31 protein-coding genes and 1 tRNA gene are annotated in these 26,208 nt (G+C 45.9%); 8 read left to right on the top strand and 24 right to left on the bottom strand.

Annotated features, from left to right (window positions below; translation table 11 throughout):
- Positions 1–86 precede the first annotated feature (86 nt).
- Positions 87–899: an ABC transporter ATP-binding protein gene (locus QUA04_RS11525; RefSeq protein WP_333256931.1), complete on the bottom strand. Its 813-nt coding sequence runs from the start codon at positions 897–899 to the stop codon at positions 87–89.
- A 319-nt stretch (positions 900–1,218) separates the two neighbouring features.
- Here QUA04_RS11525 and QUA04_RS11520 point away from each other — a divergent pair, with 319 nt between their 5' ends.
- Positions 1,219–2,085 (top strand): HEAT repeat domain-containing protein, encoded by an 867-nt coding sequence (locus tag QUA04_RS11520; protein ID WP_333256929.1) that lies wholly within the window; start codon positions 1,219–1,221, stop codon positions 2,083–2,085.
- A 181-nt stretch (positions 2,086–2,266) separates the two neighbouring features.
- Positions 2,267–2,452 (top strand): hypothetical protein, encoded by a 186-nt coding sequence (locus tag QUA04_RS11515; RefSeq protein WP_333256926.1) that lies wholly within the window; start codon positions 2,267–2,269, stop codon positions 2,450–2,452.
- A 140-nt stretch (positions 2,453–2,592) separates the two neighbouring features.
- Here the strand turns inward: QUA04_RS11515 and QUA04_RS11510 are convergent, their stop codons facing one another.
- Complete coding sequence (locus QUA04_RS11510; RefSeq protein WP_333256923.1) at positions 2,593–3,342, bottom strand: abortive infection family protein; 750 nt, start codon at positions 3,340–3,342, stop codon at positions 2,593–2,595.
- A 281-nt stretch (positions 3,343–3,623) separates the two neighbouring features.
- Between QUA04_RS11510 and QUA04_RS11505 the strand changes: the two genes are divergently transcribed.
- On the top strand, positions 3,624–4,397 hold the full coding sequence (locus tag QUA04_RS11505) for a Uma2 family endonuclease (RefSeq protein ID WP_333256920.1): 774 nt from the start codon (positions 3,624–3,626) through the stop codon (positions 4,395–4,397).
- A 72-nt stretch (positions 4,398–4,469) separates the two neighbouring features.
- Positions 4,470–6,338 (top strand): tetratricopeptide repeat protein, encoded by a 1,869-nt coding sequence (locus tag QUA04_RS11500; RefSeq protein ID WP_333256917.1) that lies wholly within the window; start codon positions 4,470–4,472, stop codon positions 6,336–6,338.
- Between the two features lie 148 nt (positions 6,339–6,486).
- Here QUA04_RS11500 and QUA04_RS11495 read toward each other — a convergent pair whose 3' ends face one another.
- A complete protein-coding gene (locus tag QUA04_RS11495; protein WP_333256915.1) occupies positions 6,487–7,122 on the bottom strand; it encodes a L,D-transpeptidase in 636 nt (211 codons plus the stop codon).
- Between the two features lie 670 nt (positions 7,123–7,792).
- On the opposite strand from QUA04_RS11495, the gene QUA04_RS11490 reads away from it, so the two are divergent.
- A complete protein-coding gene (locus QUA04_RS11490; protein ID WP_333256912.1) occupies positions 7,793–8,299 on the top strand; it encodes an autotransporter in 507 nt (168 codons plus the stop codon).
- A gap of 356 nt (positions 8,300–8,655) precedes the next feature.
- The gene (locus QUA04_RS11485; protein ID WP_333256910.1) at positions 8,656–10,002 is read left to right on the top strand and encodes a sorbosone dehydrogenase family protein; all 1,347 of its coding nucleotides are present in this window, start codon (positions 8,656–8,658) and stop codon (positions 10,000–10,002) included.
- A 65-nt stretch (positions 10,003–10,067) separates the two neighbouring features.
- Here QUA04_RS11485 and QUA04_RS11480 read toward each other — a convergent pair whose 3' ends face one another.
- The 6 genes from QUA04_RS11480 to QUA04_RS11455 all read right to left on the bottom strand — a co-directional run bounded on the left by QUA04_RS11480 (position 10,068) and on the right by QUA04_RS11455 (position 13,834).
- A complete protein-coding gene (locus QUA04_RS11480) occupies positions 10,068–10,523 on the bottom strand; it encodes a DUF6575 domain-containing protein (protein ID WP_333256908.1) in 456 nt (151 codons plus the stop codon).
- 11 nt (positions 10,524–10,534) lie between these two features.
- The gene (locus QUA04_RS11475) at positions 10,535–10,966 is read right to left on the bottom strand and encodes a hypothetical protein (protein ID WP_333256904.1); all 432 of its coding nucleotides are present in this window, start codon (positions 10,964–10,966) and stop codon (positions 10,535–10,537) included.
- Positions 10,967–11,141: 175 nt separating this feature from the next.
- Positions 11,142–11,708, bottom strand: a complete 567-nt coding sequence (locus QUA04_RS11470) for a DUF924 family protein (RefSeq protein ID WP_333256902.1) — start codon at positions 11,706–11,708, stop codon at positions 11,142–11,144.
- A 143-nt stretch (positions 11,709–11,851) separates the two neighbouring features.
- Entirely contained in the window at positions 11,852–12,031 is a 180-nt protein-coding gene (locus QUA04_RS11465) for a peptidoglycan-binding domain-containing protein (protein WP_333256899.1), read from the bottom strand.
- A gap of 306 nt (positions 12,032–12,337) precedes the next feature.
- Positions 12,338–12,976, bottom strand: a complete 639-nt coding sequence (locus QUA04_RS11460) for a ThiF family adenylyltransferase (protein WP_333169993.1) — start codon at positions 12,974–12,976, stop codon at positions 12,338–12,340.
- Between the two features lie 12 nt (positions 12,977–12,988).
- On the bottom strand, positions 12,989–13,834 hold the full coding sequence (locus tag QUA04_RS11455; protein ID WP_333256895.1) for a hypothetical protein: 846 nt from the start codon (positions 13,832–13,834) through the stop codon (positions 12,989–12,991).
- Between the two features lie 135 nt (positions 13,835–13,969).
- On the opposite strand from QUA04_RS11455, the gene QUA04_RS11450 reads away from it, so the two are divergent.
- Positions 13,970–14,362, top strand: a complete 393-nt coding sequence (locus tag QUA04_RS11450; protein WP_333256893.1) for a DUF4189 domain-containing protein — start codon at positions 13,970–13,972, stop codon at positions 14,360–14,362.
- A gap of 143 nt (positions 14,363–14,505) precedes the next feature.
- Here the strand turns inward: QUA04_RS11450 and QUA04_RS11445 are convergent, their stop codons facing one another.
- Entirely contained in the window at positions 14,506–14,847 is a 342-nt protein-coding gene (locus QUA04_RS11445) for a hypothetical protein (RefSeq protein ID WP_333039029.1), read from the bottom strand.
- 469 nt (positions 14,848–15,316) lie between these two features.
- Here QUA04_RS11445 and QUA04_RS11440 point away from each other — a divergent pair, with 469 nt between their 5' ends.
- Positions 15,317–15,571 carry a DUF433 domain-containing protein gene (locus QUA04_RS11440; RefSeq protein ID WP_333256890.1) on the top strand — a complete coding sequence of 85 codons (255 nt, stop codon included), beginning with the start codon at positions 15,317–15,319 and terminating at the stop codon, positions 15,569–15,571.
- A 73-nt stretch (positions 15,572–15,644) separates the two neighbouring features.
- Here QUA04_RS11440 and QUA04_RS11435 read toward each other — a convergent pair whose 3' ends face one another.
- The 14 genes from QUA04_RS11435 to QUA04_RS11370 all read right to left on the bottom strand — a co-directional run bounded on the left by QUA04_RS11435 (position 15,645) and on the right by QUA04_RS11370 (position 25,917).
- Complete coding sequence (locus tag QUA04_RS11435; protein WP_333256888.1) at positions 15,645–16,271, bottom strand: Uma2 family endonuclease; 627 nt, start codon at positions 16,269–16,271, stop codon at positions 15,645–15,647.
- Positions 16,272–16,329: 58 nt separating this feature from the next.
- Positions 16,330–16,647 carry a type II toxin-antitoxin system prevent-host-death family antitoxin gene (locus tag QUA04_RS11430; protein WP_333256885.1) on the bottom strand — a complete coding sequence of 106 codons (318 nt, stop codon included), beginning with the start codon at positions 16,645–16,647 and terminating at the stop codon, positions 16,330–16,332.
- Between the two features lie 70 nt (positions 16,648–16,717).
- Entirely contained in the window at positions 16,718–18,157 is a 1,440-nt protein-coding gene (locus QUA04_RS11425) for a hypothetical protein (protein WP_333256882.1), read from the bottom strand.
- 235 nt (positions 18,158–18,392) lie between these two features.
- Positions 18,393–18,830, bottom strand: coding sequence for a hypothetical protein (locus tag QUA04_RS11420; protein WP_333256879.1), 438 nt, complete (start codon positions 18,828–18,830; stop codon positions 18,393–18,395).
- A gap of 130 nt (positions 18,831–18,960) precedes the next feature.
- Positions 18,961–19,032 (bottom strand) — tRNA-OTHER (locus QUA04_RS11415).
- 215 nt (positions 19,033–19,247) lie between these two features.
- Positions 19,248–19,448 (bottom strand): hypothetical protein, encoded by a 201-nt coding sequence (locus QUA04_RS11410; protein ID WP_333256876.1) that lies wholly within the window; start codon positions 19,446–19,448, stop codon positions 19,248–19,250.
- A gap of 123 nt (positions 19,449–19,571) precedes the next feature.
- Positions 19,572–19,772, bottom strand: a complete 201-nt coding sequence (locus QUA04_RS11405) for a radical SAM protein (protein ID WP_333256873.1) — start codon at positions 19,770–19,772, stop codon at positions 19,572–19,574.
- Positions 19,773–20,076: 304 nt separating this feature from the next.
- The gene (locus tag QUA04_RS11400; protein WP_333256870.1) at positions 20,077–21,039 is read right to left on the bottom strand and encodes a GNAT family N-acetyltransferase; all 963 of its coding nucleotides are present in this window, start codon (positions 21,037–21,039) and stop codon (positions 20,077–20,079) included.
- 94 nt (positions 21,040–21,133) lie between these two features.
- A complete protein-coding gene (locus tag QUA04_RS11395; RefSeq protein ID WP_333256867.1) occupies positions 21,134–22,372 on the bottom strand; it encodes an IS110 family transposase in 1,239 nt (412 codons plus the stop codon).
- Between the two features lie 239 nt (positions 22,373–22,611).
- Positions 22,612–22,911 (bottom strand): hypothetical protein, encoded by a 300-nt coding sequence (locus QUA04_RS11390; RefSeq protein ID WP_333256864.1) that lies wholly within the window; start codon positions 22,909–22,911, stop codon positions 22,612–22,614.
- A 90-nt stretch (positions 22,912–23,001) separates the two neighbouring features.
- Complete coding sequence (locus QUA04_RS11385; protein WP_333256861.1) at positions 23,002–23,502, bottom strand: hypothetical protein; 501 nt, start codon at positions 23,500–23,502, stop codon at positions 23,002–23,004.
- Between the two features lie 15 nt (positions 23,503–23,517).
- Positions 23,518–24,342, bottom strand: a complete 825-nt coding sequence (locus QUA04_RS11380; protein WP_333256858.1) for a hypothetical protein — start codon at positions 24,340–24,342, stop codon at positions 23,518–23,520.
- A 50-nt stretch (positions 24,343–24,392) separates the two neighbouring features.
- A complete protein-coding gene (locus tag QUA04_RS11375) occupies positions 24,393–24,920 on the bottom strand; it encodes a hypothetical protein (protein ID WP_333256855.1) in 528 nt (175 codons plus the stop codon).
- Between the two features lie 127 nt (positions 24,921–25,047).
- Positions 25,048–25,917: a hypothetical protein gene (locus QUA04_RS11370; protein WP_333256852.1), complete on the bottom strand. Its 870-nt coding sequence runs from the start codon at positions 25,915–25,917 to the stop codon at positions 25,048–25,050.
- Between the last annotated feature and the right edge of the window lie 291 nt (positions 25,918–26,208).

The following is a 26,208-nucleotide window of genomic DNA, read 5'->3' as shown; positions in this document are numbered from 1 at the left end:
TCAGCCTCGATTTTTCGTGTTACCAAACGAGCCAGAGCTTCTAGATATCGGTTCCCAGGCTCTGGCTGGAAGTGAAGTTAAAATTTCTACATTTCATCTCCCAAATAAGCCTCAATCACAGCCGGGTCATTCCTGACAATAGCCGGTTCGCCCAAGGCAATAAGCTGACCGAAATCCAAGACGGCAATTCGATCGCACAATCCCATAACTAGCGGTACATGATGCTCGATCAATATTACAGTTAAATTGAATTGTTGGCGCACTTCGCGGATAAATTCGCTTAATTTATGCTTTTCATTCGGATTCATGCCCGCAGCAGGTTCATCTAACAGCAATATTTGCGGTTCTAGGGCTAAAGCGCGGGCAATTTCTAAGCGCCTCTGGTCGCCGTAGGGCAAGTTTTTGGCTTGTTCGCCCGCGCGATCGCCCAATCCGACTAAATCCAACAATTCTAAGGCTTTCCGCTGGGTTTGGCGCTCCATTGCATTAGACGCTGGCAACGCAAATATGCCCGCTAGCAGTGATAAAACGGGATTGTGCGATCGACTGTGGATGTGTCGGGCGATCGCCACATTTTCCACAGCAGAAAGTTCCCCAAACAACCGAATATTTTGAAAAGTTCTGGCAATACCTTTATTAGCAATTTGATAAGGCTTCAATTGGGAAATATTTTCATTTTGATAAATCAGGTTGCCACTAGAAGCAGGTATCAGTCCAGTCATTAGATTAAATAGAGTTGTCTTGCCCGCGCCGTTAGGACCGATTAATCCAAAAATTTCGTGTTTTTCAACTGTAAAAGATACGTTGTTTACAGCAATTAAACCACCAAAACGACGAGTTAATCCTTTGGCTGCTAAAACAGGATTGCTTGTTGAGAGGGTAAGGGGTTCGGAAATCATAAACACATCATAGAACGAATATAAGATATCTATAGCAATCCTCGCATCATTTGTGAATTTCTTACTCCCGAGCGAGCGGGTTCGGGGAGGGTTGGGGTGGGGTAAAAAAATTACGACTCCTGCAAGGATTCCTATAATTATGCCTTAGACTGCGGAATGTTCTTAAAGTGGCGCTTTTTAAGCAGTATTTAGGGCGATCTATTTCACCACAGACAAGCACAAATTTAGATCGCCCGGAGTCCTGAAACAGTTTGATGAGAATGTATACACAATTATTCAAATGGCTGAGACGGCTCATCAAATACAAGGATTCTAGCCCATGACGAAGCACTACCGACAAAGATTAGCTGCCGTAATTGCTCTCTCGTTTCTATCTTTCACATCGTCTTTGCTGTTGACTCGCAATGCTGCGGCTGGAATTAAGGACGAACCCACAGCTAATCCCAAACAGATTGCCTCCCTCACCGAGAAGTTAAAGAGTAACGATGAAACGGCACTTGATCCAGCTATTAAGCTGTTACGAAAAATAGGTGAACCAGCCATCCCTGATTGGATGGAAGCTTTGCAGGATCAGAATTTGTCACTCGGCCACAGTGCTGCTGAGGTTCTAAGACAAATCGGTCTCCCTGCTATTCCTGTCTTTGTCAAAACCTTGAAAGACTCAGATGTGTCGGTTGCTGCAGAAGCTAAAACTGCACTGCCGCAGCTAATTCTGATGCTGAAAGACTCCGATGCAACTGTGCGTAGCCGTGCAGACTATGCTTTGGGAAGGATGGGTGCAGAAGCTAAAACTGCTGTGCCACACCTAATTCTGATGCTGAAAGACTCCGATGCAACTGTGCGTAGCCGTGCAGCCAATGCTTTGGGAAGGATGGGCGCAGAAGCTAAAACTGCACTGCCGCAGCTAATTCTGTTGCTAAAAGACTCCGATGCAAAGGTGCGTAGCCGTGCAGACTATGCTTTGGCAAGGATGCGTGCAGAAGCTAAAACTGCTGTGCCACAGCTAATTCCCCTGCTTCAAGACTCAGATGTAACAGTGCGTAGCAGTGCAGCCTCTGCTTTGGGAAGTTTCGGTGCAGAAGCTAAAACTGCACAGTCACAGCTAATTTCCCTGCTTAAAGACTCCCATGTAAATGTGCGTAGTAGTGCAGCCTCTGCTTTGAATAAAATCCGTGCAAAAGCTTAAACTGCACTGCCGCAGCTAATTCTTTTACTTAAAGACTCCAATCCAAATATGCCTAGTAGTGGAGCCTCTGCTTTGGGGATGATTGGTGCAGAAGCTAAAACTGTTGTGCCGCAGCTAGTGGCTGTTGACAAGGTGGAATTTAGAGTTAAATACTGACAGAATCGGCGCTGATTATAGCAATATGTACATTAGCCAACCCGACCCGGAGCTTTACAAACAAATCCATGTGTTTGATGAACAATGTCAGGCTTTTACTTTCGTGAGGCCGGGAGTGGAGGGCGATCGAGCTTGGTGTTATTTCAAGAATGGTGTGCCGTCGCCAAGTCTGAGAGAAGGCCGGAATTCTAGTATTAGACCGAGGTGGTAACAGAAAGAGGGAAACGAAATGTTTTTAACGTTTCCCTTTGCAAGGTCAGCATTTCAACGGTCTAAAGTTCTGGTTGAGTGACTCCAACTAGCCTTTGTAATCTTACCAGTCGCTTTCCCCAGTCCGTTCCAATCGCCTTGTTAGGTCGCTTTCGACAATCGTTCCTCCCAAGTTGCGACCAAAAAAGCTGCCATTGAACCCGCCAAGTTTACAGCAAGTGCAGCGTGTCGAGGAGAAGGTTTAATAGCTTGTTTCCCTTTACCATGAGCATCACTAAGCTTATTACGTAAAGTACCAAGTCCTGAAATCACACTCTGGCAACCACCAAGAATTTGTTTAAAAACCTCTTCTTGATGTTGTTGAGGAGCCAGATTAAGTTGCTTAGCCGTTTCATAATATAGTTTAGGCAAATCATCTTTATCACTATGAGAAATGCCTGCTTCATCCAAAATGTGTTTACAAACCGATTCGATTAATGTACGCGCCATAGTAATCGCTGCTTCTGGATCTTGATTTCGGCGTTCAAGAGCTTTTTGCCAAGCAATATGAACCTGTTCTGTATCGAAATTGATAAGAATGGCGGAAATATCATCATCTGCTGGTTGAGCCACAATAATATTTTGCTCTAGAGACGCAATCAATGAACCAAATTCTTCCCATATAAACATCCTTCGTTCTTGGTAGGTACCGAACTTTGCTTTAATAAAACCCCAGAATTTTGAGATTTCGTCGCAATTTCTAACAAATTGAGGAAGGCGATCTCTGATTGCGCTATCTCTCAATAACTCTAAACGGAGTTTACGGTATTCCCGATCACTGTGATCGCCACCTGTTGCACAAGCAATAAATATATCTTGGAGTTGCCGTACTTTATCTAAGCGTGTCATCATCGTTTCTAAAATCTGAATTCTAACCTCAACATTCTAACCTTTACTAACTCACATTGTCCAATCAACTATCTAGCTTAAGATCGTATAGCTTTATTTTCATCTTTTTTGTGATGCCTCACTAACTACAACTATTAAACATGGTGCTCCCAAGGATCGCCATTTAGCTAAGATTCCCGGTGCAAAAGATACTGACTTTCTGCCGCAAGAAATCACATCGCGCTATAATATTATAATTGCCGTACCGCTTCAATCTCCTCAAGCCGTCTCGCCTGGGTAATCTTATGACGATGTACGAACCGGATTCGCAGCCTTCGCAAACAAAAGTCCTACCTACGATGTATGATTTACCCAGTGAAGACCCGGAGGAACCGGGTTTGCCTGACGAATTCCACGAGTTTCAACCCGAACTGCTGCGTCTAACCTGTCCCCCCGCCAACCATCCGCCCGAACAAATATTTATAGCGACCGACCTCAATCTATACTACGATTCTAAGCATTTCAATTGGTACAAAAGACCTGATTGGTTTGTCGTATTGGGGGTTCCGAGATTTTATCGAGGTGACGAATTGCGCCTGGGCTACGTGATGTGGCAAGAAAATGTCAGTCCTCTGGTAGTAGTGGAACTGGTGTCACCAGGAACTGAAGATGAGGATTTAGGAATTACAGAAGAAGCACGAAATAAACCGCCTACTAAGTGGCGAGTTTACGAACAGATTTTGCAGATTCCTTACTACTTTGTTTTCAGTCGGTACAACAATCATTTGAGAATATTTGGCTTGATTGGCAATCGTTACCGCGAACAAGTTTTAACCGAACCCAGATTCTGGATACCGGAATTAGAATTAGGTATAGGTTTGTGGGAAGGTTGTTATCAAGGTTGTTCGAGGTGGTGGCTGCGTTGGTACGATGTCAGTGGAAATTGGGTTCTGACTCCCGAGGAGTTTGAAAGGCAGCGAGCCGAATTAGAAAGTCAGCGAGCCGAATTAGAAAGTCAGCGAGCAAATAGATTAGCCGATCGCCTCAGAGCAATGGGCATTAATCCAGAGGAGCTGTAAAATTAAATAGCAGCATGAAATTGTGCAAGCTGCAAGCGCTGTCGATAAAAACTTATTAACTAAAAATAAATTATGCCAGACTCTACCTCACTGCGCGATCGCTACCTAGCACTAATCGACAAAATTGTCGAAATCACCCTCAAAGGTCAAATTCGCTCCAAAGAACAAGTTTATCAAATGCTGGTGCAAGACATTAGCACTGGTACTGGCGAAATCTTTGAACGCTGTTTCGGTGAACGCCTCGATGCCACTGAAAATCAACTCAGAAATGAAAAAGACGAAATCAAACAAGCAAAGGCAAATCGCACCCTCCGAGCTCTCAAAACCATCCAAGGAGAATGGGAACGCTGGCAGAAAGATAACCGCGTCGATCGCGCAATTGCATCCTCAATCCAACAAATCGTTACTGCCGAATCTAACGTCCGCCTCCTGGCATTATTGCAAGTAATCGATCCGAATAAAGAACATCCGCTGACTCTGGCTCAATTGCAGCAATTGGCAAAATCTCTGCACCAACAAATGCTGCAAACTGCCAATCCTGAAACCGAACAAGATTTGCAGCAAATTACCGTCGGCATCGCCAAAGGTTTAGAATCGTGGCAGCGTTTGGAACCGGAACTTGTGGGCTGGATTTATCAGCCGCAGCAGCTAGGATTTGCCGGTAGTCCCGAACAAAATGGGCCTTGGGCTTTTTGGGCAAAAAAAGTTAACAGTCCCTTTCCCCAGGCTCTTTTGAATACTATTGCAGTCGGTGAATCTGTAGTTCAATTCGCAGCCCAGCAATCGAGTTTAGATTTAGGCATATTGGTGGAAGTGGCGATTATTTTGCAGTGCTTGCAACGGGCGTTGGCGACATGGTTTGATAAGCAAGTTTACGATTCCAAAGTGTCAACAAAAGCTTCAATTTCTACTTACATTACTTTTGCGGTAATTTGGAGTCAGTTAGCTAGTGGGTTTAATAATTCTACCAAGAGCGGCGAACAGTTGGCAAATGCTTGTTTTCAAGTAACTTTGCAAATTTTGCGGGCTTTTTCTCAGCGAGAATACTTTCCCCTTTACGGGGGAATTTTTGCTTCGTTTGATGGTAAAGCGCTGCGACATACTTTGGATTATTTAGACGAACCGCTGCGGCGAGTTGAAGGCACTCAAGCGAAAGCTCGGATTCTGACGCTTTTGGGTTATTCGATGCAAGCGGCTGGGGCCTATGAGCGATCGCTCTTGCTGCACAAGCAAGCGCTGGAAATTGCCCGTACCGAAGGAGACAAAGCTTGCGAAGTTGCCAATCTCAATCACATCAGCCGCAACTATGTTGCTCAAAAAAATTATCAGGAAGCGATTAATTACAGCCAGCGGGCTTTAATTATGGCACGACAAGCGGGAGAGCGACAAGGCGAGGCAAATGCCCTGGCTAACTTGGGTTACAGCGAAGTTTTTCAAGCGCGGCAGTTGGAGGAGGTGGAACCGGAGGTGTACGAGAGTGCGATCGGTTATTTGGAACAAGGTTTGTTGCTATCGGAAAAATTGGGCGATCGCCAAAGTCAAGCTTTTTGTTCCAGTAGTCTTGGTATTGCTAAAATCGCCCTAGAAAATGCTGAAGCTGCGATCGAATATTTGCTCAAAGGTTGGCAAGCGGCTCAATTCTCAGGGGATTTATATTTGCAAGGTCTGAATTTGGCTTACTTGGCTCAAGCTTATTACAGAATCAACGAACTAGAAAAAGCGATATTTGCGGGCAGTTTGGGGATGTATACTTTGGAGCAAATTGGTGCGATGGAGTGGCGTCAATCGGCTGGTTTGTTGACAATTTTGCGGGGTCAAATGGGGGCGGAATCTTTTAAACAATCTTTGGCTAAAAGTCGAGCGAATATCATTCCGGCGATCGGTGTTGATGGCTACGATTATATCCCGGAGTTGCTGGAAAAATATCAGCAATCTATCTAATATCAAAATAGCTCGACGGTTGAAACCGCTACTATACAAACGAAGTCCGCCTACGCGGACTAAGAAATTATTCAGTCCGCGCAGGCGGACTTTGTATGTGTAGCCGCGATTTCAAGCCGGGAATTGATGTTTTTATACTTGCTAATAATTAATGCTCAACTATCACCGGTGTACCAACTGCGACTTTCTCAAATAAAGCCTGTGCGTCTTTATCAAACATTCTGACGCAGCCGTGAGAAGCCGCAGCCCCGATCGACTCTGGATTCGGAGTACCATGAAAACCAATCACGTTCTTGCCATCCGTCCAAAACCCCATCCACCTACTCCCTAATGGATTGTCTGGCCCAGCAGGAATAAGTTCTCCTGTCCAAGGATTTTGCCAAACTGGATCTTTGATCATTTGAATAACTTTAAAATTGCCTGTAGGAGTTTCCCAGCCGCCTTTTCCCACAGCAACCGGGAAACTGGCTTGCACCTTATTTTGTCGGTAAACATAGACACGGCGTTCTCGCAATTTCAGCACTAAATGCACTTCCTCAATAGGATTTACCGCAGGCTTTGGTTCCTGGGGAATATAACGAAATGGTTCTCCCAAGGGCGGCAGTTCTGGGGTTCCGAGATTCGGCAATTTTGTCTCGGATGTGGACCGCTGCACTGCGATCGCACTATTACTTAAATTAGCCACCACTTCGGCAGTCGCCTGCTGCTGTATGCCGACCGACAGCGCGGCTGCACTCAAGCTCAGTACAATTAACTTGTTAAATAAAAATTTGCTGTTCACCATTGTTTTGTTCGCTAAACTCCTCACCAGCAGTTCCTACAAAGTTCCTATCTAATTATCCGCCAACCGCACCCGATTAGAAAAATTTTGAGATGCCTTTTTGACGGCAACTGCGCTGCACAGTGTTTAGTTAAAATTCCACCACTGATAACTTGTAACTCAGCACCAAGCTTAGGCAATAATACTAAAACCACAAGGTTTTTATAAGCGGCTCAGTGGAGTTACGTAATAGAATGTCATGAGAAAACGCGGTTTATGCGTAAATATTGCCAGAAAATGATTAAATTTTACCTCCGACTAATTTGATGTTTTAGCCATGGCAGACTGGCGATCGAGTATTCAAACTATGGCGCTGCTGTATCCGGCAAGCACAATCTGTCTTTGGGTAGAGTTCCCCTCAGCAACAGTTAGGTCGGCGGAAAAAAACTGCTACGGTCGATCGAATAAACTCAATATATCACGGCAACACTCTAGAGATGTAAACCGCTGAACTTGTTGTAAATCGGGAACTTATGATGTAAAATTTAGTCTTTCAATACTTGTTCGATAATCTTTTTTTGAGATTGTCATAAATTTCCTACTCGGGGGATTAAACTGGATTAGGTATAGAGGTTGGGACTTTCGCGCAGCGGAAGCAAACCCGACCCTGAATAGCAGTTAATGTGAGGTTTCAATGCGTCTTCAGAACATCAAATTATTGACAGGTGCAACACTGTCGGTGGTAATTTCGGCGGTCTCAGTACATCCTGCGATGGCTAACCCTGCAACTCAAATAGCCCAAACGCAGACCACCACAACAGCAAACACTAGAACCATTGTCGGTTTTGTCAAAAGTATTGTCGGCGACGTAGTAACTATTCGCGAAGAAAACGCGCCGTACAGGACTCTCAGGATTCAAAGATGCGTCCTGAGAATTCTTGGCTTAGTACCGGGAATGAAAGTCAGAGCCACCGTCGCCGGATCTCAGATACAAAATATCGCGGTGATCCCCGATTATAAGGTGGTAGCCACAACGGTTGCTCGTCCCGCAACCCCAGCACCGACACCGCGTCCGACCCCAGAACTGCCACCGCGTCCGGCTCCTCGTCCGGCTCCGATTCCGCAGGCTCCGATTCCGCAGGCTCCCCGTCCAATTCCGGCTCCGGCTCCCCGTCCCGCTCCTGTGAGAGGACTTTGGTAAAGCTAGGTTATACCATTTTCGATTTTCGATTTTCCATTTTCGATTGGGAATGACCAAAAGTAATTTGGTCCGGGGCCCCAGGATTCATTCGTGGAGCCAGAAAAAAGTTCCGAATCCGGGTCGCAAGCCCCCCGATTTATCAGTGGGGTCGCTTTCTTCAATCTAAAATCTAAAATCTAAAATCTAAAATCGATTGACGGATCAAGCTCAAAGTTTGGAGCACTGGCCTACAGTTGCATTCTTTTTTGCAACTGGTATCAGTAAATGGAATTAAGCCACCGCGCAGGCGGTGGCTTAGCTGTTTAATAGCAGCTAGAATAATAGAATTGTCCAGCAATTGTTGAGAAATCGCTGCTATGTATTACCTGCGTTTCTTGCTGCTAATTCTGCTGTTGCCGATGATTGCGTGCGATCGAGCTACAGATGCGATCGCCCCTGCTGTGGGCGACAACGGCCCCCTGTCGCAAATTCCCTCCCGTGCACCGCTGGTAAATGTTGGCACAAATCAAATTGTACCGACCAAACCGCTGTCGCCGCAGCCCATCCGCATTGTTGCAACTTCTTTGCCGCAGCCAGGAGCCAGCGAAAGCGCCTCAAAACCTCCTCAAGTAATACCTATTCCCGCATCGCCAGTGCTGCGAGTACCTCCTGGCTTTGTCGTCAACGTTTTTGCTGACAATTTAGACGCTCCCCGATGGCTAGCTTTGACGCCGACAGGCGATGTTTTGGTAACAGAAACCCGGCAGAATCGGATTACGCTGTTGCGGGATGCCAACGGCGACGGGGTTGCTGAGGTTCGCAAGACTTTTGCAAGTACCCAAAACGGGTTAAATATTCCTTTTGGCATGGCTTTTGGCGATCGCTATTTTTTCCTCGGAAATACCGATGAAGTCCGCCGATTTCCCTACACAAAAGGGCAGGAACAATTGACAGGTAGTGGTCAAAAAATTGCTGATTTACCGGGCGGCGGCTACAACCAACACTGGACGCGAAATGTTGTCGTTTCCCCGGACAATAGCAAGCTTTTCGTCTCAGTTGGATCGCAGTCTAATGCCGATGTCGAACCGCTGCCGAGGGCGTCTGTTCAAGTGATGAATTTGGACGGCCAGAACCAGCAAATTTTTGCTTCCGGTTTGCGAAATCCGGTGGGATTGGATTTTCACCCAAAAACAAATCAACTCTACACGACAGTCAACGAACGCGACGGTTTGGGAGATGATTTGGTGCCGGATTACTTGACAAGAATTCGTCAAGGCGAGTTTTACGGCTGGCCTTACGCTTATTTTAAGCCGAATTTGCTCGATCCGCGCCACGCCAGAAATGGCAATAGCGATCGACCTGATTTAGTGGCTAAAACATTAATGCCAGACGTGCTGTTTCAGGCGCATTCGGCGGCTTTGGGGCTTCAATTTTACGACGGCAAAACGTTTCCCAAAAGATTCCTGAACGGGGCGTTTGTGGCGTTTCGCGGCAGTTGGAATCGCAACGCTGGAACTGGTTATAAAATCGTGTTTGTACCTTTTAATGCGGCGAACGGACGCCCTCAAGGTTATTATGAGGATTTTCTGACTGGTTTTCTCACAGATCCGTCGGGCCCGAAAACTTGGGGGCGGCCAGTTGGTTTGCTGGTTTTACCTGACGGAAGTTTGCTGTTTACTGAGGAAGCGAATAATCGGATTTATCGAGTGCAGTATCGCGGCTGACGGTTGGGCGATCGATTAGATCCCGACTTTTTCAAGAAGTCGGGAATCTGGTTGTTTAGTCAGCTTCAAACCTTGCTAAGTTGAGATTCACCGGAAAGTTTTTGAAAAATTAATAACCTATCTTCTTCCGCCGTTTCGCGATTTAAATCAGACAGTTCGTAATAGGAATCTGTTTCGGGCAAGTAGATTACAGGTAAATTTTCAGGCAGGATTAAATAAGTGTTTTTCACCTGTAAATCATTGTCTATATCTAATGAATATAGAAATCCGTCAACAGGATTTACAATTAACTCGTGCAATGAAACTTGTCCCTCTATGTAAAGCTTGAGAGTTAGTTGTGCAACTCTGAAAACCAACCAGCGATTGTACAAATTATCTACATCGCACCAAGAATAAAGATAGCTATCGCCGTATTCATTCTCAAAAAGCGATAGCAGGGGGCCGTCGAAATACTCTAAAGTGACTATGCTTCTAAGAGTTAGAGGAAACTTACTTAGTTTAAATCCTATTAATTCTTCCATTTTTTTGTACCTTACAATAAACAAGATGTTATTACAAATTTTGCTGCTAAATCAGAAGTAGCAAATTCATGTAGGCTCAAGTGACCGTTATCATCTATTTTAGAGACAACTCCATCTGTCTTGTCGAGCGATCCTGCTGCTATGTGAGTGCCCACAGAATCGCGAATTTTTTTTCTTTTTTTTGTTAGTTTTAAATAACGTTTTTCGGCATTTTCCCTGGTATCAAATAATGATAGCGCATAACCTTGACATCTGGTTGCTTCAGTTTCTGGTTTGAGGTTGCGCTGGGGAGTGATGATCAGCACTGGTTTAAAGTTATTAATAGAGCGTTCATCATTGGGTTCAAATACAAATCTAAAAGCCAGCATTTCTTTAGGTTGATAGTCCTGTGGCGGGCATTGAGTTGAAAGCTTATCTATATATTCTTGGTGTTTGAAACACATATTGATAATTTTAGTAGCCGATTTGATTTTAAATTTTAAATGTTAGCCGAAAATAGCTATTTTTTATATCAATTGTAATCCGTGCTTTTTGCTGTAAAATTAGTGGGCTATTCCTCTTAACTATAGTATTTTTAAGTCTGTACAGCGAATAACCTAAAAATTTGGCGATCGCGTTTTAAAATCCCGAACCAGGTTGTTTGAGAAACTCCGCTTCTTCGGGGGTTGTTTCGCGACCGAGAATTTGATTGCGGTGGGGAAATCTCCCAAAACGTTCGATTATTTCCAAATGCTGCTGCGCGTATTCAATGAGTGAATCGCTTTCAGGTTCGCCGCTGAGTTGGCGAAATAGTTCGACAGATTGTTGCTGGTTTTGTAAGTTTTCGCTGTGTTGAAAAGGCAGATAAATAAACAATTTTTGTACAGTAAGCAAGTCGCGATCTAATTTATTATTAACAGCGTATTCGGCGGTGGCTAAAGCTTTGCTGTCTGTGGCGAATGCTTGAGGTGTTCCGCGAAACATATTACGCGGAAATTGATCGAGCAGTATAATTAATGCTAGGCAGTTGTCGGGGGAATCGTGCCATGAGTCGAGTTTACCGGAGGCGGCTAGTTCGTAGTGCGACAGAAAGCGCGATCGCACTTGGGCATCAAAATCCGCATCTTTTTCAAACCATTTCTTGTGGACTTTGCCAAACTCAGGAGAGTGCGATCGACCAAACCAAAAATCTAAAACTTCATTCATTAGCACTTTAGTGTGCGATTGAGTGTTGATGGCAGCTTCTGTGTATGTAGTTGCACAAAATGCGCTCTCTGCACAACTACAAACCGCAGCGATTAATGATTAGCAATGATCACTTAGGAACTTTTGTTGTCCGGTGCTTTAATTTACGAATTAGTAAACAGTCTGTCCCAAGTTTGACCTCCCACAATTCCGTCTACAGGAATATCCGCTTGTCGCTGAAATCTTTTCACTGCATTTTCGGTTGTCGGACCGAAAACGCCATCAATTACGATCGGGTGTGGGGACAAGCCCCGCGCGTTCAACAACTTTTGCAGTTTCTTCACATCGTGCCCTCTCGATCCGCATTTTAAAATCCTTTTATGGTATCTCACTGCTGGTCGATGGCAATCATTAGTAGAGCAAACTGCGGAGCCTGCTGCATAGTTTGCTCTACTTGTGCCCGTCAAAACTAATAGGGCGAGAATTGCTAGTAAATAATAAAAAGTCTGCGATCCGGCCATACTTTCCCTGTTAATTTTTCAAGCGTTTTTTGCAAGTTGGACGATTGTTTGAGGGTGAGAAACCGGGTTTATAGGATGGGGGCATCCAATCTTGATTGACCAGGTTTCTGGCAACAGTCAACCGACATTCTACAATATAAGTGGCTTTACTGCAAAATCTCCGATCGTGCAAGTTAAATTTTGTTGCTCTTTGGTAGCAGCAAAGGTAACAATTACTTCGCAAGCAACTGCAACCGTCAGCATTACCAAGTTTCTCGCCAGCGGGTAATCGCAAACGTCATCATTCGCCGCTGAAGGAACCCGATAGTGTTGGTTCCAAATTATTTCGGAGTAATCGGCAGCTAATCCGACGTGCACGCAGGGAAGGGAGGCACTTGCACAGTAATCCTTGACTGCTTGCCGCCCGACACTGTTATCAAAAGTATCGATGACTGTGGCGCTGTTGGCTAGCAGCCGATCGGCATTTGCGGGTGTCAATTCTTTTGAGTGCGCGTCAATGCTGACTCCCAAAGCGCGGTAGAGGTTGTTGGCGAGAATTTTGGCTTTGAATGCGCCGATGTCCGATCGATAATAGGGTTGAGTGGAAAGGTTGCGTTCCTCGATGCGATCGCGATCGATGACTTTTAACTGACAAAAGCCCGATCGCGCCAGACTTTCTGTAATATTCGCACCCAAAGCGCCCGCGCCGCACACCGTTACCGGGAAATTTTTGATCTGCGACATCACTGCCGCACTTCTGTAAAGTTGTTCGTGAAAAAATATACTCATGGTAATCAAGAATTATCGATTTTCGACTACTCCAACCAATGAATGCAAGTCGAAGTCTTTGTCTAATCCGCTGAGACAAATGCCAGCACTCATAACTGTCAAGTCATTTTTGGCGATCGCAGAAGTGTGGTGTTCTCCGGTTCCGCTAGTCCATTCAACTAGCCAATAATTTTCGCGGTCGAAAAAATCCCGCAATTCACCGCCGCCCATTTTCAACGCCCGCTGCAAGCGCTTTTCTTCCCGCACTTTCGGATCGAAACCTTTAATATTTCGGGACACTAATTCGTAAACTGTTCGCATTTCCGGTGTCATCCCTTTAAAGCGAACTTCGGGAGGCAAAATCAACTTTTTTAAAGCTGCTTTTAACTTCTCAGAGGGCAGCGGATCGGCGCGCCTGTCAATCTCTTCAAACCACAAACAATGACCGTCCCAGCGCGCAACAATCGGCTCAAACTGCGAACCTTCTGTTACTAAATGAACTGGTACGGGTTTCGCAACACCCGTGCGCTGTTTAGCATCAGATTCGTTAACAGGATAAGCCAGCCAAGTTTGCCCTTGCAACACGCAGGCTAACTGCAAGCGAACGGGTACGAGCAGTTGCAAATACTCGGCCACTTGCGGCAAACTCGGCTCCTCAATTACCGCAGCATTTTTTTCATTTACTGGCGCAAAAAGAGCCCATCCTTCAAAGTTGCGTGGCTGCGGTAGAAAAGTATAAATCATTGAGCTAACTCTTATCCGCACGCTTCCCCCGGGTACGCAAGGAGCCAGGAAGTGGGTATCGAGTAGGTGCGCTTCTTGGGCAGCGATTTGGCTGAGGATTTTGCGGATATCTGCCACTGAATTGACCTCCATCATCTTACTTTTTGTTACCGAAGAGACTTTTAATTGAATAAAATATAAAGATTCCTCAACACTATTGACACGAGTTCATCTCCTAATCTAATATTGAGCGAACCTCGCAACTTAACCTTGTAAATATCTTAAGTAAATATGCTGCAAAACCTTTTTTCTAAGTGGGTTGTAGTCACAGCTTTGACACTTCCTCTTTTTGGCTCAGTCCAGGTAGCTAAAGCTCAGGACACCTATGGAGCTACTGCTTATTCTCCGACTTCTGACGCCACTGGTATTAGTTGGGATCATCCTACGGAGAAAGAAGCACTAAACGCAGCAGTAGCCGTCTGCAATGAACACAGCGGAGGTGCAAACGACTGCGAACCCCTGACATCTAATAGTAATAATTGTGGAGCGATCGCAGTAGGCAAAGGAGGAGCCGGTGCGGGCTGGGGCGACGATAAAGCCGCAGCAGAAGCTCAAGCTCTCGCCGGTTGCAGCGAACTAGATGGCGGCAACTGTAAAATCCAGCTTTCAGCTTGCAACAACTAATTAAACTGATAAAAATCGGTGGAACAGGTGTATATGTTGGCTGCTAAAACAGCTTAAAAAATAGTAAATGTATGGTGTGCAATGCACACCATACCAAATACAACTCAGCTAAAATTAGGGTACGCAATGCACACCCTACGCAGTTAATCTCCTACTTCGGAAGTAACTGCATCTGGTGGCAGCAAACTTTCTAATCTATCTTTAGACCAATATTCAGTAGGGTAAGCGAGTGCAATAATATCAGAGAGTCGAATCAGCCACGTAACTTGTCCGTAAGCATCGATATGTTCCGCCTGTTCGTTAGGGGGAACTATCACCAAAAGTTCCACAAACTCCCCGAACAAATTAATCGGGATGCCGCCGAAACTGCTATTATTTGTTTTAATCCAAACTTTGCTGCCTCGATCGAGAGCTTCTTGGAGTCGCTGGCAGAGCAAACTGGATTTTTTGACCTGGGATTTTTTGGCTTTCGACTTTTTTCCCATAGTTTTAAGAAGTTAAAGTAGTTGTATTGTGGGTTGCACAGTTCGTTGCACAGTTCGTTGCACAGTTCGTTGCACAGTTCGTTGCACAGTTCGTTGCACAGTTCGTTGCACAGTGGGTTGAGATTTAGTGCGATCGCTGTTTGGTATGGAAACGGACTGAAGCAAAAAGGGCGATCGCCCCGTCGCTACCCCATCACTGTACCCTATAAGAAAGTGCTGTACTGCGATCGTAATAACAATTTAATCGCAAAATCGCGAAATGACCCCAGCTCAAAAAAAAATGCCGCTGTAGCCAAGCTTCAAACCCTTAATCCATCAGTGATTCTCAATTTAAAATCTAAAATCTAAAATCTAAAATGGTAGGCCCTGCGGTGGCACTGTTACAAAGTCAGTCAACGATGCCCGTATTTCTACTGTGTCCAAATGCAGTATAATCGGCGGAATCTTCCCCAATCGTTTAAGTAAAACAATGGACTGGCGAAAGCTCATTCATCCAAACCCGAAAGCTTCAACAAGTCAACCAGCAGCACCAGAAACTCGATTATCTGTAGAATTTTTGCTGGGACTCTTTGCTGCGGGATGGACTCAACAGCAGGTGTTAGAAAAATATCCCGCACTGAGTTCGGAAAAGTTACGCGCTGCTTTGGCTGGTGCGGATTCCCAGTTAGTCTCATCCATCGCTAATCCAGAATTACAAGAAATTATCGCTCAAATTAGAGAATAATTGAAAAAAGGTAAAAAGTTGTCGCTTGAGGATATTGAGGGAGATGTTTGGTAGTAAAGAGCGATATTAAATCTCAACTTCCCCCTAAATTTTCTCTAACTCTTTCCCGAAACTCCAACACCGCCTCAAGGGGATCAGGCCGTTGTACATACTCTGCAATCAGTGATAAATCCAAATTCGGCAACAACTCGCTTTGCTGCATTTTTTCATATTCCTCTGCCCGAAGATGATAAACCTCAAAGCGACGATTTTTCCAGAACCAAACCTCTCTGATCCCGAGCTTTTTGTAAACTGCTAACTTGTCCAGGCCGCCACTACTGAGTAAAACCTCGATCGCTAAATCAGGAAATTCTTTTTCAGTACCGATACAATAGCACTCATCCGGTTCTGTACCGCCCTTTTTTGCTTGAATGCGGAAGGTAGTTGAACCCAATCCCCAAAACCGAGTCCGTGTTTCTTGAAAATACGCTTCTAGCAGCATCCCAATATTGGTTTTATCTCGATCGTGACGGCGACTTGGGGCCATAATTTCCAGCACTTCATCTAAATAAGTAACCCGATACCAAGGACTATCTCCGAGTTGAGTCAGTAGTTGTTCATACTGTTCCCAACTTACCCCGCTGGTAATAAATCTTTCCACGGGATCTTCGGTAAAAAGCTCTAAGTCGGTTGCTAAATCTTTGATTAATATTGAAGTCACCAACGGCTCCTCCCAAGTTTAGAGTATAGTAGAAGATTGTGATTCTGTCATCAATGATTTAACTGGCGATCACTACCTCATTTTCAGTATCATCCTCTTCATTAATCCCAAATTTTTTACAAATTTCATCTAGTGTCTGAGGTTGAATGACTCTTGCTTTAGCTCTTTTAAATGCTGTAAACAAACGAGTTGCATTGGTAGGCGAACTCAGCAAATAAAGCGTTTCTAGCAAACTTTCTAATTCTGCCTCAGAAATCAAAACCGTACTTTTGCCGTTAGGCCTATTAATAACTATTACTTCGCCAGTTTCCACAGCGCGATCGCAGAGATTTTCTAAATTTGCTTCAGCGTCAGTGTATGTAATCTCAGTCGACATACAATTCTAACTCCCACTAACTTTGCGAGCACAGCCCGCCAGCTTAACTGACGAGCCATGCCCAATTATATCACTTATCATCCCTCACCGGGAGCGACGTGTCCAGAATTTCCATCAACAATTCCAGCCGCGAAGGACGGCTCAACATCGGCACTAAATTCGGCAAGGAGTAGTAATCTCCGGCAAAGGTAAAGGTTTCTACCGATACTTGTTTGTCCTTTAATTGCTTCTGGACATATTCGCACCAAGAACCAACTCGCACAATCACAACATCAGGATTTACCCCCAAACTGCGGCAGTAATTCTGATAAGCATCTCCAAAATAAGGTGCAGCGTTTTCGCCTTCATCTGTTACCATAATGAATTGCTCGACAACCTGCTTTTTTATTCGCATTGCTTCCACCGCGCAACCGCAACTTGTGCCGCCGCCGCTGCGAATGTGTTTGAAAGCGGCTTCCCAGTCTGTCAATTCGCTGCCGTTTGCTTGCACTGGATAGGGCATGGTGTCAAAGGCATAAACGAACAGCGCAGCGTCGGAAATGCCGGAAATCAAAGCAGCGAGACGCTTGCCGACTTCGATCGCACTTTCCATCGAACCAGACTTGTCAATCAACAAACCAGTCGCTTTAACAATCTTGCCGCGCTTCTTCACCTGTTCGTTTGTCACCGCTTCCAGCTTAGCCGTCGTTGCTGCGTCGAAGTTCGCGCCCGCGCCCGCAACACTCGCTTTGTAAGCAGAAACCCGATCGCACTTTGCCGCTTCATCCAGCTTCGAGTCAATCAACTGCTTGACTTCCGCGTGATCCATCGCGCCGCGCGACTGAATCGATTTCAAATTGTTGATGACTTCCTGCGGCGACATCGAGTTAATCAGCGCGGCCAAAACCGTTGGCGTTAGCTGTCTGATCGCACCAACTGCGATCGTATACGGAATCTTGTACTCAACAATCAAATTCGCCTGTTCCGCAGGTGTCGCCGCCTTTGCTAACTGCTTCAAAACGAATGCCAGAGAGTCTTCCGGCGGATTGTCTTTAAACAGAATAGCATTAGCGCGATCGCTCGGCTTGACGTGCAGCGTTGCGTACAAATGCTTCATCGCCTTGCGGTTGCGGATGGCGGCGCGATCGAAAAACTGCGGATTCTTTTCCCGCGATTTCAGATAGCGAGTGACAGCAGTGCGCGCGCTGCGGGGCACCTTATTCTGGTGCTGCTTCATAAAGTCCACAATCCGCGAAACCTCGTAGGGAGGGAACTCTTGCAGCATCATAAAACCGGCATCTCGGTGTTCCGTCAGCGCCGAAGTCAGCAAATTTCCGGCAAAAACTTCCTTGTGATCGCGCACGTCGCCGTGACGTTGATACCACACTGCTAAATGACCGTAAAAAATGGGGTCTAATTCGATAATTAACTTGTGAATTTCTGCTACTTTTTCTAATTGACGGTGCGGAGTTGTGAGCAGACTGTTGAGCATTTCCAAACGCAAATCGCGCTCTGCTGTATTCATATTCATTGGTGTTACCTTCCTATTCGATTTTGGATTTTGGATTTGAGAAGTATTCAAAATCGGTGGTTGGCAGTTGTTGCACGCTAGCAAGTGAAATTTAAAAATCACCGCGCAAGTTTGGGGAGCTTTTTTTTAGTAAACCTATGGCTAAACCTAATAGGGTCTGTATGTAAGCTCTCGCGATTGGGGCGCGGCAAAAACTGCGATTTTAAATTAACTATTTCAGGGAAACTGTTTCTAATTAGATCGCTCTCAAGTCTGGTTCAACCCAGCTATTTCGGGCTTCCCAAGACATCAGGCGATCGCGCGTGTAATAGCGAAAGGGTAAAGTGCGATCGGCATATTTTGCAATCAAACCGTTAGCCAGATGTACGATCGAGCGATTTTGGCTTTCATCGGCGAGATACCGGCGAATAGTTCGCACCCAAAACAGCGTTAGTGTTTCGTGATACCCGCTATCTTTTGTGGTTTCAATTCCTTGAACCGAGTTGTAACGTTTAATGCCATTGCGAATCGCATTTATCGCTTCTTGCTCCGAGTCATAACACAGATACCACAGGGCAACGGTTAAATGTGCTTCGTGCGTCCATTGGCTTCGCGACAGGTTGCCTTCTTGGAAGGCATGAATCAGACTGTCTATCTCCTTGGGCGATCGGTAAATTGCCAGTTTTTTTCTCATGGCTAATACCCAATTTATTTTTGAGGACGGAAGTCTTCAATACAAACAGGATTACTTAATTATTATCCTGAATTAACAACAAGAGTTTATAGCGCCTAAAAGGTCACTTCGCGCAAGTCAAGAAAGCCGTTGGCACATACGCAGGAGTTGAACCCGCGACCAGTCCCTTAAGAGGGATTGCTCTACCAATGAGCTAGTATGTAAGCTTCCTTTGTTGGGGCGCGAAGTGGAACTTTTCAGCGCCGGATAGATATAAAAAATTCAGCTATAAAAGGCAGCGCACAAGTCAGAGAAGCTTTTTTTCAGCCTCACGGCAAGTAGGAATTGAACCTACAATTCGATTTTAAGTCGAACGTTTCCAGTTTGTAAGCTTCTTTTGTTGGGGTGCGCTACCTAATACGTGCTTTAAGTGAATTTCTAGCCGTAAACGGCTTCTGGGCGAACAATTAAATCGCCGCTGGGACGGCGATCCAGAACGTAAGACTCGAAGCGAGATCCCTTGACATCAAAATGGTTGGCTAGACGTTCCTTAATAGCCTTGTCGCTCATTCCTGCCGTGATACCCAGTTGGTTTTCTGCCACGTCATAGGAACGTCCTTCAAAACGAATGTGAACCATTACCGATACCTCCTAGAGCAATTTTGGATTTTGGATTAGTAGCTTATCTGCTCTCGACTTTGGCTTTTTGTGAGACTTAGCAAATTGCCAGTATCGGTAAAGATTCACGAAATCTCATAATCTTTACTGAAAGAAGCGCCGTTCTAAATGATAAGCTTGTTTAATTTTGCGGATTTGCTCAGCCTTTTTGGTTGATTGAAATCTGGCTGAACTTGTCTGTTCTGCATCCGCATCAAATTCGTTGAAATTAGACTGATTTCCTACAACATCTGACTCGGCCAGAGTCAGTTTGTAACCGAACAGTCTCGTATAAAGTAACAACATGACCATCGAGTCTATATTACAAGACTTTCAAATTGATGTTCGTTGAAATTTTGAGCAATATTTAGTTGTCAAGGTTCAGAATTTGCACGAAAAATACAGGTTTTTGCTTGTCCTGCGCTTTCCATATTTATATACTACACATATACTACAAGTGTGTCAAGGGGGTAGCAAAAGTTTTTTAGATAAAACTTACACGAGTGGCGAGAAACCGGGTTTTTTCAGGAAAATATTTCGTTGCTACCCGCAGATCCGGTAAAAAACCGGGTTTCTTAGGTCAAAGCGCGATCGCGAACTGTAACATCGATCAAACATCCTTAACATAGGAAATGCTATCGCGAATATTGTGAAAGCCGACTGATTCGTAAAGCCGCAATGCACCTGATGAATTTTCAGTATCGACACCGAGAATAGCAGTAGCGACACCGGCAGCTTTCAGCCGATGCAAACCAGCGAGCAACATCGCTCGTCCCAATCCCATTTTGCGGAAGCCGCGCCTAGTGCCGAGACAAGCAATCCAGCCTTCATTACGCCCGGTACGATCGCACTCTTCCACACAAATCTCGCAGTAACAAAAACTGACAAATGTGCCGTCATCAGCAACAGCAATCAAGTCTAAATCATTTCTGTAATCGGGTTTAGCTAACTCGTGCTTATATTTATCCACCGTTAAATCGTGATGATTCCAGTGATCGATAAACGACTGGTTGAACATTTCTACCCAAGCTGCCGCATCCTGTTCGCCGGGGAACTGACGCAGCGCGAAACCTTCGGGGAATTGCGGTTCTGGGATCGGTTCCGAGAGCGATCGCGCCATTCGGCAAAAATAGCGATCGACCTTAAAACCGCAACTTGTCAGCACAGAAATGCGATCGCAATCCTCAGCGCGAGCGTAGGTTCGCAGCTTCACGCGCCCGCCCCGCATCGCAGACACCTCGCGCATCCGCACTTCACCCCAGGCGATCGCGGCTGCTTCCACATCGCCTCCGCGCGCGCCTGGGTGGACGCGAAACCACAGCCAACCGTCAATTACTTCCCCAGGCTCAGAAATCCACAACCGAGTGAAACCGATTAATTTTCCCTCCGCATCTTCCCAAAGGCGGATATCGCGGGCTTTGTCTAGGGACGGTTGGTTAAATTCTTGTTCTAATTCCGAGATGGAAGTACCTTCATCGAGCCGATCGACTTCTTCGCAAGTATTGATTAAATGGGCGATCGCATCTAAATCGCGATCGCCCGCATAGCAGCGCCCCGAGAGATTTGCCATCATAGCTAATCACCATTTCCTGTTGTTATTCACTGTAGACATTTTTGGATGGATTAAAAGACCTGCAGACAGATTACTCCTGCGGGTCTTTTAGATTTTAGATTTTGACAATGCTGCACAGTTCTTTGAACAGTTCCCGGATGCACCGGGCAATTACCCGCTGGCGGGCTAGTTTGATTGGGGTGCCGCCTTTTTTTCGCCGCTTCAAGTTTTCCGCTGGTGACATTTGCTCCGCGTCTTTGCCCTGACCGTAAGTAAATTGCAGCGGCGGATTGTTTTTTGTGACTTCCAAGCGTGTGAAACACCATTGCCACAGCGCTTTCCTGCAAAGTGCGCTGCCGGACTGTTTGCCTTTCTTTTTCTGGCCACTATCCTCGCGAACTACGCCCATGCCAACGGCTCGCATGAAGCGACGCTCTGACAGTTTGAGCTTGGATTCTTTCCCGGTCTGACGGTTTTTTCTGATTTTGACTTCTGGCTGATTGTCGCTGAGGAAGTCTTCGATCGGGTAAATCGCTCCGAGCAAGTAGCCCTGAAGCTGATAGCCAAACCCAAATTTGGTAAAAATCCGGCGATACTCCGTAAACTGTGGATTGTCGATTAGTTCCACCAACTGCTTTTTGAGTTTGAAGATTTCTTCCTCAATGTCGCAATATTGTTTAGCTGCCCAGCAAGTTTGTGGTTCGATGCCAGAGCCGATCGTGCTTTCCAAAATGCGATCATACTTTTTCGACTTTCGCCGATCAGCCAACCAACCCCACAACAGCGGGGGCAATTCCTCTTGCAGTTTTGCCGATCGCACTAATGCAACTTCGGGACACTGCCACGCTAGCTCCTGTCGCATTCGGTTGACAATTGGGCTTTGCACTCGATTGAGGTGTTCCAATCGTAAACACACGTGTTTGATTTGACTAACTAGGGGGTCACGAATTTTGAGGTAGCTGTCGGGCCCTTTGTCAAAGTACCAGCAGGCGATCGCAAAAGCGTCAATGTCATCTGTTTTTGCCCCGCTCTTGCCTTCCTTTCCCATCAGCTCGGCTCGGTAATTAGGGAGCTTACTGTTGGAAATCATCCTAACTTCGCAGCCCCAGTCGCCAAGCTTGTTCATCCAGAGCTGTGCGTAGTTCATCCCGGTAGGTTCGCAGATAGCAATAATTTTGTCAGCTTTAAAGCTTTCAATCTTTGCTCTTAACTTATTCAAGTTTTCAATGTTCGCTGAAAACACCTCGATATCGGCGTCGAAGTAGTCATCACGGGGGTTGCTGGGTTTTTCCAGCATAAAACACGCGGCAATTGACGACCGAGAAACGTCAATGCCTACGATTAAATATTTCATCTAGTTTAGGGAGAAATGGAATTGAAAGGACAAGAGAGCCTACGAATCTCCCAAAAGCAATTAAGCTTACTTCACTGATTAAGGCTCGTTTATTTTGTCCGGTTTGATGCAGGCTGGCGCTTACGAATAACAAATAGCAATTAAGCTAATTTCAGTTTTAAAGCGCCACTTGTCCGAGGACTCGTCCCGCGACTCCCCCTTATTAAGGGAGTTTCGGTCGCTGAGTCAGGCGGCCATCTTCAGGCGGTTGTGGTGATAGAGTTGGTGGCTACTAGCGCAATATATGCGTATAAGTAGTCAATGTTTTGCATCAAAACTGCTGCAAATTGTTCTGTTGAGTAAATATTTAGCAGGTAGTTCGCAGCGTTGACGTATTTACTTAGGCAGCGGTCAGGAGGCTGTTTTCGCAATAGTCCTCTAGCTTTTGCTTCTCTAATTGTGATGAAAACTTCTTGTGTTTCGGCATCGCTAAAGTTGTCGAACTGCTCTTTTGCCGATTTGATTAACTCGGTGATGTGGTACTTGTTTTTGGTTGGCATGGTAAATTTATAGATGCGAAGAGGACAGTTAGTCAGCCAAGACAACTCATCTCAGACACGGCGGTTAGAGTGTAACTAACCGCCATTTCTCTAAATATCGGCTGTTGGTATTTCGACCTTAAAACCTTGTCGCGTGGGGTATTTGCGATATTGCTCTAAATAGCTTGCAAGAGCGGCGGTAATTTGTTTGTCGCTAATGTCTGCCATTTCGATGTTTACTTGCTCTGATATTGCAAGGACGAGTGAATTTATGTCAGCTTTTGTTACTTTTTGAAGGGCTGACAGCACCATCGCACTGAACAACGCGGTACTAAAAATCATTGCTTGCTCCGACATAGGTAAGTCGGTCAAAGTGAAGGTTTCGGGCTGTGGGCTGTCGTCGGGAATTATTCGGATTGATTGCAGGTTTAGCTCGCAAGTATCCAGGCAATTGCTGAGCGTTTCGGCAAGTTCCTCTAACTCTTTGTAATTGCCCTGACTTTTTAGAATCAAGTCATCGGCGTGCAACCCTAAAGCTACAATTTCCGCTTTTTGTTCAGGACGAAACGCGGGCAATTCGGAATGCCGGTAGGTGAAAGTATGGTGAGACATGGTTTTAAAAACTAGCTAGGTTGAGTCGGACGTTTTGTCCGATCTAATGGGGCTGATGGCTTTTTGATAGCTTTTTGATAGCTTCTGGTTGCCAAAACCTGCTACGGGTTTGTCGGCTTTGCCGATCGCCTCTGCGGTCGCGTCTTTCTGAAACTCGGCGTCTAGTTGGTCTAAAATTTCCTCTTGTTCGGGGGTGGGAATGGTTGGCTCCTCATCGTCGGGCGGTTCGGTTGTTCCGATCAGCATTTCGAGATACTCGGAAACCGTCATGTCCGCTGCTGCTGCTTTCTGTTCCAACATTTTGTAAGCTTTGCCACTTACTTTAATTTGCTTGGCTCGCTCCTCTGGCTTTTTGTCGTCCATCATTTCTGCAATCTTGGCCGCTGTTATATGCTCGGGCGGCTCTGTCTCAATTACCGATTGCCATTTGCCCTCTAACTCGCGGTGGCCCGTGTCGTCCATCTTGGTAAATTTCACCAGCGGCAGCGCTTGCGACACGGAGGTAGGCAAGATTTTAAACCCAGCTTTTATCAGTTCGATCGTGGTGTGCGCCGCTTCTATAATCCGCTTGCAGTAAATCGGCGAGCGACCGAGGGCGAGCTTGCAGTATTCGGCAAAGTCCTTAAATTGCCGTTTATATAAACGGTAACGCCGGATTGTGTAGAGCATGACGCCCTGTCTTACGTAATCAACAAATGACAGCTTAATCTCCCGGGTTAAATCGGCTAAATCGTTGTAGGGGACGGCGTTGAGTGTTTCTTCTTCAAAGTCCAGGAGCGGTTGGAATTCTGTTTCTGGGCGTTCCCAAAAGATGTCATTAAAATCGGCGGCAAGTTCCATCAGAAGTAAGGGGTAATAGTGTCGTCTTTGCTTACTAGATAAGTTGGCAGTCAATAATCGTCATCGTCATCGTCATCGTCATCGTCATCGTCATCATCGTCCTGATTCCACCCAGTTTCGTTCTTGTAATCATCCGATGTGTCAAGTTCTCCGAATCCCAATTCGGCGCTATCGTCTGCTACATATTGGGCAAGAGGAGTGGTCTCTGTTCCGGCAGGGGAGTGATCGGCTCTAGTCGCAGCGAAATTTTCGATCTTCAGCGCGATCGGATCGACGCCGTGAGCGGTAAGAAATTCTGCGAAGTTATCCCAAGCTTCCTCGGCTTTAGCTAGTTGATTTTTCTTAGATTCAATTATGGAGTTGAAAGTCTCTATGGATGCCATTTGCTTCGCCAATTGGTGTTTAAGCTCGTGCCATTCGTAGGGCAATTCAAGTTCTTCGGCCACGCGAGTGCGAAGGATATCAAGGCTTTGCGAAGGGTCTTCCCAGTCCTCCAAATCGGCCTCTAGCCATATTTTGCAATTTTCGTAGTTGCCTAAGTTTTTGGTGTATCCAAATCCAATTCGATTGATTTTCATAAGAGATTGAAATCAGGTTTAACGGTTATGTGAGAGGAAGCGATCGCCCTAAAGTCTCCTAAGACGATCGCGAGCAAATAAGAAGGGAGATAAGTTGTTCAAACGCCTTACTACGCAAGCATTTATCCTACATAGCATCACCTCCTGGGGGCGATCGCCCTGACTGACTGCTACCAGCAGCAGCCATGCAGTAAGTAATGCAGTAAACCTTGTGGGCTGAGCTTATGTCACTGTCATGTGACTGCCCGATCGCCCTTGGGGGAAAACCGGGCGGTTTGGGCCCCGGCAGTCGAGCAAAATTCCCTGTGTCGGGCGGTTCGTCGCTGTCAGTTTGTCGGTTCGGGCGATCGCACCAAGTGTCAAAAGTGGGAATGGAAAAGTTGCAAGTGCTGGAACTTTCGGGAGCAGGTGAAAGTTCCAGCACTTCGGACAATTCCCGCATGGAGGAAGCTTTTAAAGGCAATTTTTCGGCTTCTGGCTCGTACCAGTCAGCCGGACACGGAGCCCACTCGCACATCGAATCCATAGACACAGCAAGCGGTTCAGGGTTTTCGGCATCCCAACGGGCCATCGCATCATTAAAAGCATCGATGCTGGGGAAATCATCAGGTTCTGGCGGCTCGTCATCTGTTTCCGGTTCGAGTAAGCTCAGTTGCCCGGTGCAATCTGCTTTGTAATGAACCTCGCCGAAGTAGGGCGGGTAGGTAGCCAGAAACTTATCAGAGAGTTTTACACCGGGGGAATTTTTGGCCGAATCGCCGATCGCACTTTGGCTCACTTTTGGCTCACTTTCGACTCGACCCCGACCATCCCCGCGACCGGGAGGGCGATCGTACTCGTTGAAAATGGCCGCTAGTTCAATTGGCTGACTGCGTAAAGCTCGCCCTTTATCTCCTTCACTCTTCCTTGCCAGCGCCAATACGTGATCGCTTTCTTTGTGTTGGGGATTGGTGCTTTCAATGCCGCCGCTACTTCCATGTAGTTCGGCGGTATCCATGCTTGGGTGATGTGAATCAGCACGCAAGTATACAAATGTGGCGGCTGTACTTCCATCTGTCTCTGTCGTATTTCCATCGACTCCCCCCGGTGTAATTTTTGCTGTTTGTGTGATCGGCTTAACCGGCCGAGGATAGACGATGCGGTCAAACTTGGATTCGATCGGCGGCTCCTGGGCTTGAACTTCGATCGCTGTTTCATTAATAGCTGGTGAACTAAGTAGTTAAGCAAAATTAATTACATAATTATCTCCAAATTCTTTAAGAATTCTTTCGACAGATGAAACAAGAGA

The sequence above is a fragment of the Microcoleus sp. S13_C5 genome (assembly GCF_036700845.1).
Lineage (GTDB): Bacteria > Cyanobacteriota > Cyanobacteriia > Cyanobacteriales > Microcoleaceae > Microcoleus.
The sequence above is the reverse complement of the archived record's forward strand: the minus strand, read 5'-3'. Positions and strand labels throughout refer to the sequence as shown.

Coding starts and splice junctions, on each gene's coding strand:
- QUA04_RS11525 (WP_333256931.1), bottom strand. CDS start 899: ATGATTTCCGAACCCCTTACCCTCTCAACAAGCAATCCTGTTTTAGCA.
- QUA04_RS11520 (WP_333256929.1), top strand. CDS start 1,219: ATGACGAAGCACTACCGACAAAGATTAGCTGCCGTAATTGCTCTCTCG.
- QUA04_RS11515 (WP_333256926.1), top strand. CDS start 2,267: ATGTACATTAGCCAACCCGACCCGGAGCTTTACAAACAAATCCATGTG.
- QUA04_RS11510 (WP_333256923.1), bottom strand. CDS start 3,342: ATGATGACACGCTTAGATAAAGTACGGCAACTCCAAGATATATTTATT.
- QUA04_RS11505 (WP_333256920.1), top strand. CDS start 3,624: ATGACGATGTACGAACCGGATTCGCAGCCTTCGCAAACAAAAGTCCTA.
- QUA04_RS11500 (WP_333256917.1), top strand. CDS start 4,470: ATGCCAGACTCTACCTCACTGCGCGATCGCTACCTAGCACTAATCGAC.
- QUA04_RS11495 (WP_333256915.1), bottom strand. CDS start 7,122: ATGGTGAACAGCAAATTTTTATTTAACAAGTTAATTGTACTGAGCTTG.
- QUA04_RS11490 (WP_333256912.1), top strand. CDS start 7,793: ATGCGTCTTCAGAACATCAAATTATTGACAGGTGCAACACTGTCGGTG.
- QUA04_RS11485 (WP_333256910.1), top strand. CDS start 8,656: ATGTATTACCTGCGTTTCTTGCTGCTAATTCTGCTGTTGCCGATGATT.
- QUA04_RS11480 (WP_333256908.1), bottom strand. CDS start 10,523: ATGGAAGAATTAATAGGATTTAAACTAAGTAAGTTTCCTCTAACTCTT.
- QUA04_RS11475 (WP_333256904.1), bottom strand. CDS start 10,966: ATGTGTTTCAAACACCAAGAATATATAGATAAGCTTTCAACTCAATGC.
- QUA04_RS11470 (WP_333256902.1), bottom strand. CDS start 11,708: ATGAATGAAGTTTTAGATTTTTGGTTTGGTCGATCGCACTCTCCTGAG.
- QUA04_RS11460 (WP_333169993.1), bottom strand. CDS start 12,976: ATGAGTATATTTTTTCACGAACAACTTTACAGAAGTGCGGCAGTGATG.
- QUA04_RS11455 (WP_333256895.1), bottom strand. CDS start 13,834: ATGATGGAGGTCAATTCAGTGGCAGATATCCGCAAAATCCTCAGCCAA.
- QUA04_RS11450 (WP_333256893.1), top strand. CDS start 13,970: ATGCTGCAAAACCTTTTTTCTAAGTGGGTTGTAGTCACAGCTTTGACA.
- QUA04_RS11445 (WP_333039029.1), bottom strand. CDS start 14,847: ATGGGAAAAAAGTCGAAAGCCAAAAAATCCCAGGTCAAAAAATCCAGT.
- QUA04_RS11440 (WP_333256890.1), top strand. CDS start 15,317: ATGGACTGGCGAAAGCTCATTCATCCAAACCCGAAAGCTTCAACAAGT.
- QUA04_RS11430 (WP_333256885.1), bottom strand. CDS start 16,647: ATGTCGACTGAGATTACATACACTGACGCTGAAGCAAATTTAGAAAAT.
- QUA04_RS11425 (WP_333256882.1), bottom strand. CDS start 18,157: ATGAATATGAATACAGCAGAGCGCGATTTGCGTTTGGAAATGCTCAAC.
- QUA04_RS11420 (WP_333256879.1), bottom strand. CDS start 18,830: ATGAGAAAAAAACTGGCAATTTACCGATCGCCCAAGGAGATAGACAGT.
- QUA04_RS11410 (WP_333256876.1), bottom strand. CDS start 19,448: ATGGTTCACATTCGTTTTGAAGGACGTTCCTATGACGTGGCAGAAAAC.
- QUA04_RS11405 (WP_333256873.1), bottom strand. CDS start 19,772: ATGTTGTTACTTTATACGAGACTGTTCGGTTACAAACTGACTCTGGCC.
- QUA04_RS11400 (WP_333256870.1), bottom strand. CDS start 21,039: ATGATGGCAAATCTCTCGGGGCGCTGCTATGCGGGCGATCGCGATTTA.
- QUA04_RS11395 (WP_333256867.1), bottom strand. CDS start 22,372: ATGAAATATTTAATCGTAGGCATTGACGTTTCTCGGTCGTCAATTGCC.
- QUA04_RS11390 (WP_333256864.1), bottom strand. CDS start 22,911: ATGCCAACCAAAAACAAGTACCACATCACCGAGTTAATCAAATCGGCA.
- QUA04_RS11385 (WP_333256861.1), bottom strand. CDS start 23,502: ATGTCTCACCATACTTTCACCTACCGGCATTCCGAATTGCCCGCGTTT.
- QUA04_RS11380 (WP_333256858.1), bottom strand. CDS start 24,342: ATGGAACTTGCCGCCGATTTTAATGACATCTTTTGGGAACGCCCAGAA.
- QUA04_RS11375 (WP_333256855.1), bottom strand. CDS start 24,920: ATGAAAATCAATCGAATTGGATTTGGATACACCAAAAACTTAGGCAAC.
- QUA04_RS11370 (WP_333256852.1), bottom strand. CDS start 25,917: ATGGATACCGCCGAACTACATGGAAGTAGCGGCGGCATTGAAAGCACC.